Origin of the sequence: Sphingomonas sp. HMP9, assembly GCF_013374115.1 — a bacterium.
GTDB lineage: Bacteria > Pseudomonadota > Alphaproteobacteria > Sphingomonadales > Sphingomonadaceae > Sphingomonas.
Window position 1 is genome coordinate 2,263,026 of the sequence record NZ_AP022673.1, and the last position, 14,489, is coordinate 2,277,514.

A 14,489-nucleotide genomic window follows, 5' to 3' on the forward strand; every position below is an offset into this window, starting at 1 on the left:
AATGGGAATTAAAAGACGCTATCATTTTGGGAGGGAAATCATGTTCGACCCACGTACCCGGCGCCTCGGCCTGGCGCTTGTGGCCAGCACCGCGCTCGCAACGCCGACGTTTGCGCGGGACGTGCAGGCACCCGCTGCCGTTGCGCCGGCTGCCCCGGCTGCGCAAAGCGACGAGGTCATCGTTACCGCGCGCTATCGTAACGAGACGCTCCAGTCGGTGCCGATCGCGATCACCGCGGTCAGCGGGCAATCGCTCGCCGAGCGCCAGTTGAACACGGTCGAGAACATCGCCGCGACGATCCCCTCGGTTGGCTTCCGGAGCGGCGCGTCGAACAAGGACCGTACGATCTTCATCCGCGGCGTCGGCACCATCACGACCTCTCCGGGCGTCGAGCCATCGGTGTCGACCGTGCTCGACGGCGTCGTCCTCACCCGCCCCGGCCAGTCGACGCTGGACCTTGGCGAGGTCGAGCGGATCGAGGTGCTGCGGGGGCCACAAGGCACGCTGTTCGGCAAGAACGCATCGGCCGGCGTGGTCAACATCGTCACGCGCAACCCGACCGACGAATTCCGCGCATTCGGCGAGGCGGGCATCACATCGGACGGGGAATATCGGATCAAGGCCGGCATCTCCGGCGCGCTCGTCCCCGGCAAGGTGCAGGGACTGATCGGCGGTCTGTACGACAATTATAAGGGCAACGTCCGCAACGTCGTGCAAGGGAAGGACGTCAATGGCTACCGGCGTTACGGCGCACGCGGCAAGCTGGTCGTCACGCCCTCCGAAGACCTGAAGTTCACGATCATCGGCGACTATCTCAACTCGCACGATACCACCCCGACCAGCGTCTATGCGGCCAGCAGCCGTACCGCCTACCCCACCGGGATCGTCACCAACTCGCCCGACCTCGCCGCCGCCTTGGGAGCAAACGCGATCGTCGCGGGACCGAGCAATCGCCGGACCAACAACAATTCGATCACCGACGTGAAGGACGAGAATTACGGCGGATCGTTCACCGGCGAACTCGCGCTCGGCGACTACCATATCACCTCGATCACCGGCTGGCGGCAATGGCTCAACAATCAGCGCCAGGATTACGACAGCGTCGCCGCGCTCTCGACTGTCTTCCCGTCGGGGCAGGATGCGGGCAGCGTCAATACCAAGCAATTCTCCGAGGAACTGCGGCTAACGTCACCCAAGGGCGGGCTGATCGATTACGTCGTCGGCGCCTATTATCTCCACGCGACCACCGACGAGCAATATCAGCGCACGCTGACGTCGCTCGCGGCGGGCGGCGCGCAGACCACGACGACGGGCGTCGCGAACTACGGCATCACCAACGACAATTACGCGCTGTTCGGTGAGGCGAACGTCAATTTCACGCCGAAATTCCGCGGCATCGCCGGGTATCGCTCGACGTGGGACAGCCTGGATTTCTACCATGTCCGCACTTCGACCGCGGATCCGCTCAACACTGGCGCAGCGGCGTTCGATCGGCCCGGCGTTCGCGCCTATCACAACGCGACCGGCGGCATCGACAAGCGCGGCGACAGTTATCGCCTTGGGCTCCAGTATGATCTGGGCGAACACGCGCAGACCTATTTCACCTACTCGCACGGCTATAAGGGCCCGGCGTACAACGTATATTTCAACATGCGTTCGCTGAACGCGACGACGCCGCTCGACGAAGTGCCACTGAGCCCGGAGACGTCCAATTCCTATGAAGTCGGGCTGAAGGGCAGCACGTCGGATCGCAGCGTCAGCTATAGCCTCGCGGCATTCACGACGAATTTCGACGGGTATCAGGCGAGCTTCAACGACGTGGTCGCAGGCGCGCAGGTCAGCCGGTTGATCAACGCCGGCTCTGTGCGCTCGCGCGGCATCGAGGCGGACGTGACGCTGCGCCCAACCAAGGGCCTGACGCTCGATATCTCAGGTGCCTATACCGACGCGACGGTACGCAACTTCCTCTGCCCGACCGGTGCGCCGACGAGCTGCAACATCGACGGCCAGCCGCTCCCCTATGCGCCGAAGATCAAGCTGTACGAGAATGCCGCGTACAAGTTTGGGCTGACCGATACGCTGGCGCTGGAACTCCAGACCGACGTGACGTTCAGCAGCAAGGTCCAATATTCGCTCGCCGAGACGCCGAGCACGGTGCAGCCGTCCTACGCGATCTGGAACGCGAGCGTCGCGGTGCTGAGCGATACGTCCGGCTGGCAGCTGCGCGCGTATGTGAAAAACCTGACGAACACATCCTATTCGTCGTTCCTGACCGCGGGCACGTTCGCCGGCACCGTCCGGTTCGTGCCGCGCGACGACAATCGCTATGTGGGGCTGCTGCTACGCAAGGACTTCTGACCAAGGAAGGCGCCGAACGTCCGGCCTGCCAGCGCGGGCAGGCCGGGTTTCAGCAGGAGCCAGTCGCGGATCGGTGACCCGAGCCGCGCGCCAAGCACCTGTTTATACCCACTGTCGCCCGATCCCCAGTCGACCCGGCGTACCCCGCGATCCCGCGCGGCGACGAGGTTTCGCCACTGGAGAAGCTTGCCGGGAGACTGCTTGGCGAAACGTGGATCGTAGCTGTTGGCGACCGCGTAGAGCAGGTCGCCGGTATCGATGTCGAACGAGAAGGCGGCCGGATCGCCATCGATCGTGAGCAGCGCGGCCCGAAACATCGTGGCGAGCGCCGTGTCCGCCGCGGCTGCCTGCCAGAAGGCAAGATGGGCGCCGCGCGCGAACTTCGGATCGGTGCGGTCCGCCTGCCCGACCCAGCTTGCCGCCTCGACACTTCCCAACGCCGCGAACTTGGTGGGCCAGTCCGCGCCTGACAGGAAACGCCATTCGGGTGCGCCATGCTCGGCCAGATGCTTTTCGTGAAAGCGATTCTTGCGGAGCGTTGAATTGCGCGGCCAGGGCTCGGTTGCCGTATCCGGCGGCGGCAAATCGAGGGTCCAGGTCTCACCCAGCTGGCGATCGATCGCGACCCAGCCCTGCGCACGCGCCGCCTTCACCAGTGCGCGCACCGCAGGGTCGTCGTCCTGCACCGGCCCGATCCGCAGCGCGTTCACATGGCTGGCCAAAATCGACAACGCGACCTTGAACGTCGCATCGCTGGCGCCGAGCCCGACGCCGAAGCTGCGGAACGGCCAGTAGCAGCCCGGCACCGCGGCCATTCGCATGAACCCCAGACCGAAGGGGACGAACGGCAGCGTCAGGACGGGCGCGCCGTCTTCCTCGACCACCAGCGTCCTGGCGTGCCCGCCATAGGCTGCGAGCGCGGCGGCATACCAGCCGAAGCGCAGGAAGCGGTGGCTGGCGGCGCCGCGCTCGGCGACCGTATCGATCGCGGCAGCGAGTCCTTCGACCACGTCGCCGCGTATGGCGGGCGGCAGGCAAACGAAATCGGCAAGGAGCATCGGCCTGGACATCTGCGTCGGTCTACCGCGCCGAAGGTTACGATTGCATGGTCTTTTCAGCGTATTGGTAGGAATAACGCGTGCCCGCGCGTTGTGCGCGTCCTTCCTATCGACCGCATTTTACCACATGGTGCCCACATGCCGACGATACCCGCCGTCTCGACAATCGCCCAGACGATCCAGCTTTCCCTAGCGCCCGTGTTCATGCTGGCGGGTATCGGCCAGTTGCTGAACGTGCTGGCAGGCCGTCTGTCGCGCGTAATCGACCGTGCGCGAAAGCTTGAGCATCTCCACGCGAGCAGCACCGGGCCCGAGCATGTCCGCTTCGTCTGGGAACTGCGCCTGCTCGACCGCCGGATGACGATCATCAACGCCGCGCTGTTCCTTGCAGTCTCCAGCGCGATCATGACGTGCATCCTGATCGCGCTGCTGTTCATCGCCGAACTCGCAAAGCTGCATTTCGGGACCTACGTCGCGGTGTGCTTCATCCTGGCGATGATCCTGCTGATCGCGGCGTTGATATCGTTCATCTTTGAGGTGCGGATTTCGCTCCGCGCATTCCGCATTCGCCCCGAATTGCTGAGGCCGCTGCCATGACCGGATCGATCGAAAAGCGTCTATTACAGGCCGTGATCGCAGTAGCCTGCCTGTTGCCGCTGGTCGTCGGCGGTCAAGGCGTCCTCCACGGACCTGCGCCCTTCGGGCATCTGGCCGACGTGCCGAAGGATCTCGACAGCCATTTCCGGTATATCTCGGGAATATTCTTCGCGACGGGGCTCGGGTTCGTCAGTTGCATCCCCGACATCGAGCGCAAGGGAGCGCGGTTCCGGCTGCTCGGCGGGCTGATCTTCGTCGGTGGCGTGTCACGGCTGATATCGTTGATCGCTGTGGGCGTGCCGTCGCAGGGTCATGTGCTCGGCTTGGGAATGGAGACGATCGTCGTGCCGTTGCTGATGCTCTGGCAATGGAATTTCGCCCGGCGTAGCGCATCGCGTGCGACGGGACCCGACGGCCGGAACTGAACGATGATCGCCAGCGTGCGTTAGGCCCCGAGACTTCAACCTATGCAGACAGGAACGCCGTGACGTCACTATCGAAGATCGTCGGCGGTGCGATCCTGTTGCTGGTCGTGATCGGCGCGCTGATCGTGACGATCGTGCCGCAATTCCTCGACCGGATCTATTATCGCGGATCGGCGTCGGGCCATTTCGACGGTGCGCGGTTCTTCAATCCCGACGGCGACGCGGATACCAAGCAGATCCAGCCCAAGGGAAGCGGCGGTGGCCGTGCAAGTTTCTTCTGGAAGTATTTCACGGGCAGCGACGGACGGCCCGCGTGGCCGAAGTCGGTGGCGGTCGAGCGGATCGCGCCGCCCGCTCGGGTCGAGGGTGAGCGGATGGTCGTGACGTGGGTCGGCCATGCGAGCGTGCTGATCCAAACGGAGGGGCTGAACATACTTACCGACCCGGTCTGGGCGGAGAAGGCCGGCCCGCTCGGGACGGGTCCTCGCCGTGTCGCCGAGCCTGGAATCGCGTTCGATGCGCTGCCCAGGATCGACCTCGTGCTGGTCAGCCACAATCATTACGACCATCTCGACAAGGCGACGCTGAAGCGGCTCTGGCAGCGGGATCGGCCACGGATCGTTACCAGCTTGGGCAACGACAGCGTGATCGGCCAGACCGGCGCGACGGCGACCGCGCTCGACTGGGGGCAGCGGGTGGCGATCAAGCCGGGTGTCGCGGTCACGGTGACGCGCAACCATCACTGGGGCAGTCGCTGGTTCACCGATCGCAACCGCGCGTTGTGGTCGAGCTTCGTCGTGACGCTGCCGGGCGGGAACGTGTTCTTTGCGGGTGATACCGGGATGGGCGACGGGAATTGGCCCGGCGAGGCGGCGGCGCTGGGGCCGATCCGGCTGGCGCTGATCCCGATCGGCGCGTTCCGGTTCGTCGGTGGGCAGATGGAGTCGGGCAGCCATATCGGGCCGGTCGATGCGGTCGAGGTCTATAGGCGGCTGGGTGCGGCGCATGCGATCCCGGTCCACTGGGGGACGTTCCGGCTGTCGTTCGAAGGCTATGACACGCCGCCGAAGCTGCTGGCGGCGGCCATGCTGTGCACCGGGCAGAGCGGGTTCGCGCCGGTCGCGATCGGCCGGCCGACCGAGGTTGCAGGCTATGCCACGCCGGCGACGGGGACGCCGATGCCGCGGGCGGCTTTGCTGAAGTGCCTCGATACGCCGGCGGTTCGGGCGTTGCGGTAGACCGGGGGTATGTGTCTCAGAAAGCTCGCCGCGCCGTAGCACCGATAGAGCCACCACCCCGGCGGATGCCGGGGTCCAGTTGGGGGAGGCTGCTGGCAGGGGATAGCGCTTGATTACTGCCCCCTTTCCAACTGGGCCCCGGCCTTCGCCGGGGTGGGATGGAAGCCAGGGTGGTATGCAGGCCGGATGGTATCTGAGCCGAGGGGGCAATCGTTAAATCGGACCCCCTGCTCACCCGATCTTGAATACGCAGAGCTTGTTGTCGTCGAGGTCGCGGCAATACGCGCCGTAGAAGCTCATCTCATCGGGACCACGCAGGCCGGGGGCGCCTGCGTCCGCACCGCCGAGTTCGATCGCCTTGCCATGGACCTGGTCGACCTGCGCGCGCGGATCCGCGGCCAGCGCGACCATCGTGCCGTTGCCGGTGGTCGCGGCTTGGCCGTCATAGGGCTTGCCGACGACGAGCATCGGCTTGGCCGCGCCGGCGCCGTAGAAAGTCAGCTTGCGATCGTCGGGCAGCTGCATAAGGCGCTTGCCGCCGACGGTCGCGAACAGCGCGTCGTAGAAGGTGAGCGCGGCGTCGATATCGTTGGTGCCGAGCGTTGCGTAGCCGCTCATGCGTCTCTCCTCTTGGTGCTTGAGGAGGCATATCGACACGGTTCTGTGGCGGAGACAATGCGCCTCGCCCGCCACCCAATCCGTCATCCTGGGCTCGACCCAGGATCCAGAGCAACGATGCTCGCGCTATGTGGCTCTGGATCCTGACTTTCGTCAGGATGACGGCGGCTCAGCCGACGAAGGCGCGCTCGATCACGAAGGTGCCGGGCTTCGAATTCGCGCCCTCTTCGAAGCCTTGCGCCTCGAGCATCACCGCGAATTCCTTGATCATCTCGGTCGAGCCGCAGAGCATCGCGCGGTCGGTTTCGGGGTTGAGCTTCTGGTCGCCGCGGACCGGGTGGCCGAACAGCGATGCATCCTCGATCAGCGCGCCGATCCGGCGCGTGGTGCGGAACGGCTCGCGCGTCACGGTCGGGATATAGTGGAACTGCGTCTGCGCCTCGTCTGCGATCAGCGGGTCCTCCGCGAGCAGCCCGACCATCTCGTCGTGATAGGCGAGATCGCTCACGCGGCGCACGCTGTGCACGACAATGACCTGCTCATAGGCCGCATAGACGTCGGGATCGCGCATCAGGCTGAGGAACGGCGCGAGGCCGGTGCCGGTCGAGAACATGAAGAGTCGCTTGCCCGGCAGCAGCGCGTCGAGCACCAAAGTGCCGGTCGGCTTCTTGCCGAGATACACTTCGTCGCCGGGCTGGACGAGCTGGAGCTTGGAGGTCAGCGGGCCGTCCTCGACCTTGATCGACAGGAACTCCAGCTCCTCCGAATAATGCGGGGACGCGATCGAATAGGCGCGCATGATCGGCTTGCCGGTTTCCTGAGGAAGCCCGATCATCACGAACTCGCCCGAGCGGAAGCGGAAGGTCGACGGGCGCTCGACCGCGAAACTGAACAGATGTTCGTTCCAGTGACGCACCCACAGCACCTTTGCGTTGAGGAACGCTGGGGTCTCGGGGATCAGCACGGGGGCGCGCGTGGCTTCGAGGATCGGGGCGGTCATGCGTCTATTCCTTCGGCCGCGCAGAATCGCGCTGGCGGGTCAATGCTTGCGAAACGGTCGCAGTATTGGCGTGCGCCGCATGGGTCAACAACAGCAAAGCTTTGGGAGAGGCAAACCGGGGCCTTATCCATGGTTCTCCTGCGAACGCAGGAGCCCAGAGTCGCGGGCAGCATCTCTCGTAATCCTGGGCTCCTGCGTTCGCAGGAGAACACGAGGGGGCGGTGCTCGAAGGCACGTTGCCGACTGACCGGATGTTCCCCATATTCCCCCTCGATGGCCATTCAGATCCGCACCAGTCTCGCCGAGCCCGAAACCGGCGAGAGCTTCGTCCCGCACCGCCCCACCGCGCGCCCTAACAAGGTCGAGGGGGGCAAGGCGTTCAAGCTCGTCAGCGAGTATGAACCGGCGGGCGACCAGCCGACCGCGATCGCCGAACTCGTCACCGCGATCGGCGACGGCGAGAAGGATCAGGTGCTGCTCGGCGTCACCGGATCGGGCAAGACCTTCACGATGGCCAGCGTCATCAACCGCGTGCAGCGGCCCGCTTTGATCCTCGCGCCGAACAAGATCCTCGCAGCCCAGCTGTACGGCGAGATGAAGTCGTTCTTCCCCGAGAACGCGGTCGAGTATTTCGTCAGCTATTACGATTATTACCAGCCCGAGGCGTATGTCGCGCGGTCGGACACGTACATCGAGAAGGAATCGTCGACCAACGAGTCGATCGACCGGATGCGGCATTCGGCGACGCGTGCGCTGCTCGAACGCGACGACGTGATCATCGTCGCGTCGGTGTCGTGCCTGTACGGCATCGGCTCGGTCGAGACCTATTCGGCGATGATCTTCGACCTGAAAAAGGGCACGACGGTCGACCAGCGCGAGATCGTGCGCAAGCTCGTCGCGCTGCAGTACAAGCGCAACGACGCGGCGTTCCAGCGCGGCAATTTCCGCGTGAAGGGCGACACGCTGGAGATCTTCCCGTCGCATTACGAGGACAGCGCGTGGCGCATCTCGTTCTTCGGCGACGATATCGAGGAGATCACCGAGTTCGATCCCTTGACCGGCAAGAAGGTCGCGTCGCTGAACTCGGTGCGCGTCTATGCGAATTCGCATTACGTGACGCCCGGCCCGACGCTGAAACAGGCGGGCGAGGCGATCAAGCATGAGCTGGCCGAGCGGCTCAAGGAACTGGTGCTCGAGGGCAAGCTGCTGGAAGCGCAGCGGCTGGAGCAGCGGACGAACTTCGATCTGGAGATGATCGCGGCGACTGGCAGCTGTGCGGGGATCGAGAATTACAGCCGCTTCCTCACCGGCCGCATGCCGGGCGAGCCGCCACCCACGCTGTTCGAATATCTGCCCGACAATGCGCTGCTGTTCGTCGATGAGAGCCATGTCACGATCGGCCAGATCAACGGCATGTCGCGCGGCGATCACCGGCGGAAACTGACGCTCGCCGAATATGGCTTCCGCCTGCCCTCGGCGATCGACAACCGGCCGCTTAGGTTCAACGAATGGGACGCAATGCGGCCGCCGACGACCTATGTCTCGGCGACACCGGGCAGCTGGGAGATGGAGCAGACCGGCGGCGTGTTCGCCGAACAGGTCATCCGTCCGACCGGGTTGATCGATCCCCCCGTCGAGATCAAGCCGGTCGAGGAACAGGTGCAGGACCTGATCGTCGAAGTCGGCAAGACGACCGCCCTCGGCTATCGTACGCTCGTCACGACGCTCACCAAGCGGATGGCGGAGGATCTGACCGAGTATATGCACGAGGCGGGGATCAAGGTCCGCTACATGCACAGCGACGTCGAGACGCTGGAGCGCATCGAGCTGATCCGCGACCTCCGGCTGGGCGTGTACGACGTGCTGATCGGCATCAACCTGTTGCGCGAGGGATTGGACATCCCCGAATGCGGGCTGGTCGCCATCCTCGATGCGGACAAGGAAGGGTTCCTGCGCTCCGAGACCTCGCTGATCCAGACGATCGGCCGCGCGGCGCGTAACGTCGACGGCCGCGTGATCCTGTACGCCGATCGCGTCACCGGATCGATGGAGCGCGCGATGAACGAGACGTCGCGCCGTCGCGAGAAGCAGGTCGCGTACAACACCGAACACGGCATCACGCCGACGACCATCCGCCGCAACATCGGCGATATCATCGCGCATGTGGCGAGCCAGGATCAGGTGACGATCCCGATCGATGAGGACCGGCCGCACATGGTCGGGCATAACCTGCGGGCGTATATCGAGGATCTCGAAAAGCAGATGCGCAAGGCAGCGTCGGATCTCGAATTCGAGACCGCCGGGCGGCTGCGCGACGAGATTCGGCAGTTGGAGAACGAGGAACTGGGTCTGCCGGTGGACCAGCAAAAGGCGCCGGTCATGGGTCGCTCTAACGAGGGCAAGCCGGGGACGCGGAAGACGCGCTACGGGAAGAGCCAGAAGATGCGGATGGGCGGCTCACGCTCGCGTTGACGCGCCCACCTCCGTTTTCGTCACCCTGACGAAGGTCAGGGCCCAGAGCTGCGGACGCTGCGGTCAGTAACTCTGGGTCCTGACTTTCGTCAGGATGACGAAGGGGTCAGCTTAGCCGACGACGAGGTCTTCGCTGCTCGACCCGTAATAGCTTGCAACGCGGTCGGCATAGGCCTGGTCGAAGACGGGTGCGTTGTTCGACCAGCTCGGGCCACCTTCGAGGACACGCTTGTCGATCGTCACGACGTAGAGGTCGCGGACCGCGTCGAACTGGAGCAGTGCGAAGGGCAGCGGGTAGAAGCTCTTGCCCATGCCGAGGAAGCCGCCGAGGCTGAGCACGGCGTGCGTCGCGCGACCGGTGCCCTTGTGGACCATGAAGGCGTGGACCGATCCGACAGCGTCGCCGTCGCGGCTCTCGACCTTCATCGTGCCGGCAACGCTCGCCTGCACGAGCAGCTGAGTCGGGGTCTGGGCGGCGTCGGACATGCGTGTTCTCCTGAGATCTTCCGTCGTTGAACCGGTATCACCGTGCGGCGGTTCCCGGCTAGCGCGCTTCGTCGTGCTTGAGCCGCCGCCGGGCGTGCCGCATAGCGATGCGATGCGTATCCAGTCCCCCTGTTCCGTCGGCTTGCGATCGCTTGCCAGCTCCATCGTCCTGGCGCGACTTGCCGGTCTGGCGACGCTCGCATCGATTGCCGGCTGCGTCCCGCCGCCGCGGGCCGAAGCGCCGCCGCCGCCGAGCACGGTCGCCGCGGCGCCTGCTCCCGCACCGCGCCCCGTGCCGATCGCCGCCGATTGGCGCGACTGGCCCTATTCGCCGGGAACATGGGTGTATCGGCGCGACGCGCGCGGCTCGATCGCGCTGTTCGGGCCGGCGAATGCCGACGCCTCGCTGACGGTGCGGTGCGATACCGGCGCGCGGCAAATCTATCTGGCGCGCGCCGGCAGCACGGCGACGCCCCTGACGATCCGGACGTCGAGCGTGACGCGCGCCGTGGCGGTCCAGCCGACGGGCAGTATGCCGGCCTATGTCGCCGCGGCGCTGATGCCGAACGATTCGCTACTGGAGGCGATAGGGTTCAGTCGTGGACGGTTCGTCGTCCAGCAGGCCGGGCTGCCCCCGCTGGTGGTGCCCGCCTGGGCCGAGATCGAGCGCGTGACCGAGGATTGCCGCGGCTGAAATCGACGAAACGACAGCCGTGAAGGATTGCCCGAAAACTTCTGTAAAACAAGGCTTGTATCGCATCCCTGTCCAGCACACATTGCGGTTGCGGTCAGGCTTGGCCGCGTTTTTTCCACAAGCGAAAGGAGGTGATCCGATGTCTCATGGTTCAGCAGTGAGTTCGGTTCGGTTCGTTCGGGGGACGCACCGCTAAGTCCGCCGGTTCGCGTGGGGAGTATCCTCTCCCAGTCAACACGTGAGCCATAGGATAGGTGGTACGCATGGTCCTCCGGGCTGGAGCTCTCCGGCCGCTGACCATGTCAGGAGGCTGCCGGTTCGTCGGGAGACGAGCCGGCAGCCTCTTTTCATTTTTGGGCTAATTTCTGCCTGGGGTGGTGCGGGCGCGACCGGCGCTGGTGATCCTACGCGGTACAGCCACCCTTCCCACACGCTCCGTCATCCTGACGAAAGTCAGGATCCAGAGCCATCAAGGGCGTGCTTCGTGACCCTGGATCTTGACTTTCGTCAGGATGACGGGAGAGGGTGCTAAGGATTCCCGCCTTGCGTCCCGATCCGCCCTACAGAAACGCCTTCGCCCGCTTGAGCACGACGTTGCAGAGCTGCGTCTTCACCTCGCCGCCGAGATTGCCGAGCGCGAGCGTCTGGCCATTGCCGGCCTGGACCTGCCCCGCCTGTCCCGCCGCATAGCCGGGCGAGGTCTGGACGTCCCTGCGTCCGGTCAGCTGTTGCAGGATCGACTGCGCGCCGCTGGCCTGCGGCGTCGCCTGCGCACCGGTCTGGCCGCCGGTCAATCCGCCGAGCATGCCGCCCTGCCCGAGCAGCCTGTTCTTGAGGCAATAGCCGAGCAGTCCCGCGGCATTGCCCGCCCCGACCGATCCGACGCTCGGCAACCCGCCACCGAGCAGGCTCCCCAATCCGCCGAGCCCTCCGAAACCGCCCTGCGCCGCGCGCTCCGTCTGCGGTGCGGCGGTCTGAGATGCAGCCGTCTGCGCGGCGGCGCCTGTTGTCAGGTTGAGCGCGGCGGCAAGAGCGATGGCGGTTTTCATGATACGCAACTCCGATGGGGACCATTCACCAACGGCAGAGCGCCTACCCCGTTCCGATACGTTGCCGTATGCAAGCCCCGACTCAGCGCTGGGCGAACAGCGCGTCGACCGATCCGCCATTGGCCGCCAGCACCGTCGCCACGCGGTGGCGGGCATCGTGATAGGCCAGCGCGGTGGCGCGGGGATCAGTCCGGCGCAGACGCCCGGCTTCCGCGTCGGTCAGGCTGCTTTCGGCGGCGACATGATCGGCATAGCCTTCCGCGACCCAGGTCGGGAGACGCGCCGCGAGCAGTTCGCCGAGATGGTCGGCGATCATGATGTGCGTCGTCTCGTGCGCGATGACGCCCGACAGCGTGCGCGTGTTGCCGAGGTCGCGGTCGGTCGTCACGCGATCGGCGGCGATATCGCTCCGGTTGAACACGAGCGCCGACCCGAACGGCCGACGAAACGCGAAGGCATGCGGCGACTGGACGGCGAGCACGCGCCAGCGCCAGCCGCCGTTCGTCAGGAACAGCGACCGGTGCACGGGCCCCGTGTAGATGGGGCTCGATCGCAACAGCGTTTGCGCGCGCGAGAGTTCGTCGACGATCCGCGCGTCAATCGGGCGCTCGGCGTAGACGGTGACGTCACCGACCCGCCGGCTGAACGGAAACGCCAGAACCTGCGGCGCGTAGGCCAGCGTGAGCGCGAGCAGGAGGAGCACGGCAAGCGTACACCCGACGGGGCCGACCCGCCTCCTGCGCGCGCGCGTGGTCATGCGGGGGTGAGCAGCCCCTCCCGTGCAATCTTCTCGCGCCAGACGAGCGGGGCGAGCTGGTGGACGTTCTCGCCCGCCGAATCGACCGCGACGGTCACCGGGAAATCGGCGACTTCGAATTCGTATATCGCCTCCATGCCGAGATCCTCGAAGCCGACGACCTTCGATCCCTTGATCGCGCGCGCGACGAGATAGGCCGCGCCGCCGACCGCCATAAGATAGGCCGACTTGCGTTCGGCAATCGCCTTGGTCGCGTCGGCGCCGCGCTCGGCCTTGCCGACCATCGCGAGCAGGCCCTGGTCGAGCATCATGCGCGTGAACTTGTCCATCCGCGTCGCGGTGGTGGGGCCTGCGGGGCCGACCACCTCGTCGCCGACCGGATCGACCGGGCCCACATAATAGATGACGCGACCGCGGAAATCGACGGGCAGTTCCTCGCCCCTCGCCAGCATGTCGGCGATCCGCTTGTGCGCGGCGTCGCGCCCGGTGAGCATCTTGCCGTTCAGCAGCAGGCGGTCGCCATGCTTCCACGTCTGCACCACCTCGGGCGTGAGCGTGTCGAGATCGACGCGGATCGCGGCCTTGTCGGGGGTCCAGTTCACATCCGGCCACTCCTTCAGCTTGGGCGCTTCGAGATAGACCGGGCCCGAGCCGTCGAGCACGAAATGCGCGTGGCGGGTGGCGGCGCAGTTGGGGATCATCGCGACCGGCTTCGACGCGGCGTGCGTCGGCCAGTCGAAGATCTTTACGTCGAGGATGGTCGAGAGCCCGCCCAGCCCCTGCGCACCGATGCCGAGCGCGTTGACCTTGTCGTAGATCTCAATCCGCAGCGCCTCGATGTCGTTCTTGGGCCCGCGTTCCTTCAGCTGCGCCATGTCGATCGCGCCCATCAGCGATTCCTTGGCGAGCAGCATCGACTTCTCGGCGGTGCCGCCGATGCCGATGCCGAGCATCCCCGGCGGGCACCAGCCTGCGCCCATCTGCGGGATCATCTCAAGCACCCAGTCGACGATCGAATCGCTCGGGTTCATCATCTTGAACTTCGACTTGTTCTCGCTGCCGCCGCCCTTTGCCGCGACGTCAATCGAGACGGTGTTGCCGGGCACCATCTCGACATGCATCACGCTCGGCGTGTTGTCCTTGGTGTTGCGGCGCGTGAAGGCGGGATCGGCCAGGATCGACGCGCGCAGCTTGTTCTCGGGGTTGAGATACGCCTTGCGCACGCCTTCATCGACAACCTGCTGCAAGGAGCGGGTCGAATCGAGACGGCAATCCTGGCCCCATTTGACGAAGATCGTGACGATGCCGGTATCCTGGCAGATCGGGCGGTGGCCCTCCGCGCACATCCGGCTGTTGGTCAGGATCTGCGCGATCGAGTCCTTGGCGGCGGGCGATTTCTCCGCCTCGTACGCAACGCCCAAGGCGCGGATGTAATCCATCGGGTGATAGTAGCTGATGAACTGGAGCGCGTCGGCGACGCTTTCGATCAAGTCGGCTTCGGTGATGAGGGTCATGCAGCGCCTTTGCGGATACAGGGTTGCAGGCGTCTTAGCGGCGATCGCGCGATTTATGAAGACGGCGCCATCGCGGCGACCGCGGCGCGAGCGGCCAAAGGTTACGACAAGGTTACACCAATGCGCGCCGATCGCGGCAGATACCGATCCGCAAAAAGCGGCCGAAGTGCCATAGATCCACTTCAGCCGCCTCGCACCGAGTTCAACGTACCGGCACACGGG

Annotated in this window: 13 protein-coding genes; 6 read left to right on the top strand and 7 right to left on the bottom strand. The window is 65.3% G+C overall.

Translation table 11 applies throughout. The features are described from left to right. Positions 1–40 precede the first annotated feature (40 nt). Positions 41–2,359 (top strand): TonB-dependent receptor, encoded by a 2,319-nt coding sequence (locus HMP09_RS10020; RefSeq protein ID WP_176500249.1) that lies wholly within the window; start codon positions 41–43, stop codon positions 2,357–2,359. On the opposite strand, the gene HMP09_RS10025 is transcribed toward HMP09_RS10020, so the two are convergent. Then, positions 2,326–3,429: a GNAT family N-acetyltransferase gene (locus HMP09_RS10025; RefSeq protein WP_176500250.1), complete on the bottom strand. Its 1,104-nt coding sequence runs from the start codon at positions 3,427–3,429 to the stop codon at positions 2,326–2,328. The two genes, HMP09_RS10020 and HMP09_RS10025, sit on opposite strands and share 34 nt — an antisense overlap. A gap of 126 nt (positions 3,430–3,555) precedes the next feature. Between HMP09_RS10025 and HMP09_RS10030 the strand changes: the two genes are divergently transcribed. The 3 genes from HMP09_RS10030 to HMP09_RS10040 are packed head-to-tail and all read left to right on the top strand — an operon-like array spanning position 3,556 to position 5,677. Next, complete coding sequence (locus tag HMP09_RS10030; RefSeq protein WP_056065567.1) at positions 3,556–4,014, top strand: DUF2721 domain-containing protein; 459 nt, start codon at positions 3,556–3,558, stop codon at positions 4,012–4,014. Next, the gene (locus tag HMP09_RS10035; protein ID WP_176500251.1) at positions 4,011–4,439 is read left to right on the top strand and encodes a DUF4345 domain-containing protein; all 429 of its coding nucleotides are present in this window, start codon (positions 4,011–4,013) and stop codon (positions 4,437–4,439) included. Before HMP09_RS10030 ends, HMP09_RS10035 begins: the two co-directional genes overlap by 4 nt. A gap of 59 nt (positions 4,440–4,498) precedes the next feature. Further along, positions 4,499–5,677, top strand: coding sequence for an MBL fold metallo-hydrolase (locus tag HMP09_RS10040; RefSeq protein WP_176500252.1), 1,179 nt, complete (start codon positions 4,499–4,501; stop codon positions 5,675–5,677). Between the two features lie 231 nt (positions 5,678–5,908). On the opposite strand, the gene HMP09_RS10045 is transcribed toward HMP09_RS10040, so the two are convergent. After that, entirely contained in the window at positions 5,909–6,295 is a 387-nt protein-coding gene (locus HMP09_RS10045; RefSeq protein WP_176500253.1) for a VOC family protein, read from the bottom strand. 169 nt (positions 6,296–6,464) lie between these two features. Next, positions 6,465–7,295 (bottom strand): ferredoxin--NADP reductase, encoded by an 831-nt coding sequence (locus HMP09_RS10050; protein WP_176500254.1) that lies wholly within the window; start codon positions 7,293–7,295, stop codon positions 6,465–6,467. Between the two features lie 273 nt (positions 7,296–7,568). Here HMP09_RS10050 and uvrB point away from each other — a divergent pair, with 273 nt between their 5' ends. Beyond that, positions 7,569–9,767, top strand: coding sequence for an excinuclease ABC subunit UvrB (gene uvrB / locus HMP09_RS10055; protein WP_176500255.1), 2,199 nt, complete (start codon positions 7,569–7,571; stop codon positions 9,765–9,767). A gap of 111 nt (positions 9,768–9,878) precedes the next feature. Here uvrB and HMP09_RS10060 read toward each other — a convergent pair whose 3' ends face one another. Continuing rightward, the gene (locus HMP09_RS10060; RefSeq protein ID WP_176500256.1) at positions 9,879–10,253 is read right to left on the bottom strand and encodes a PRC-barrel domain-containing protein; all 375 of its coding nucleotides are present in this window, start codon (positions 10,251–10,253) and stop codon (positions 9,879–9,881) included. A gap of 112 nt (positions 10,254–10,365) precedes the next feature. Between HMP09_RS10060 and HMP09_RS10065 the strand changes: the two genes are divergently transcribed. Continuing rightward, on the top strand, positions 10,366–10,947 hold the full coding sequence (locus HMP09_RS10065) for a hypothetical protein (RefSeq protein ID WP_232090170.1): 582 nt from the start codon (positions 10,366–10,368) through the stop codon (positions 10,945–10,947). Positions 10,948–11,507: 560 nt separating this feature from the next. On the opposite strand, the gene HMP09_RS10070 is transcribed toward HMP09_RS10065, so the two are convergent. From HMP09_RS10070 to HMP09_RS10080, 3 genes are all read right to left on the bottom strand, one after another. Then, complete coding sequence (locus HMP09_RS10070; RefSeq protein ID WP_176500257.1) at positions 11,508–11,996, bottom strand: DUF2501 domain-containing protein; 489 nt, start codon at positions 11,994–11,996, stop codon at positions 11,508–11,510. Between the two features lie 82 nt (positions 11,997–12,078). Continuing rightward, positions 12,079–12,699: a hypothetical protein gene (locus tag HMP09_RS10075; RefSeq protein WP_176500258.1), complete on the bottom strand. Its 621-nt coding sequence runs from the start codon at positions 12,697–12,699 to the stop codon at positions 12,079–12,081. Positions 12,700–12,749: 50 nt separating this feature from the next. Further along, positions 12,750–14,267, bottom strand: a complete 1,518-nt coding sequence (locus tag HMP09_RS10080) for a fumarate hydratase (protein ID WP_176500259.1) — start codon at positions 14,265–14,267, stop codon at positions 12,750–12,752. Positions 14,268–14,489 lie beyond the last annotated feature (222 nt).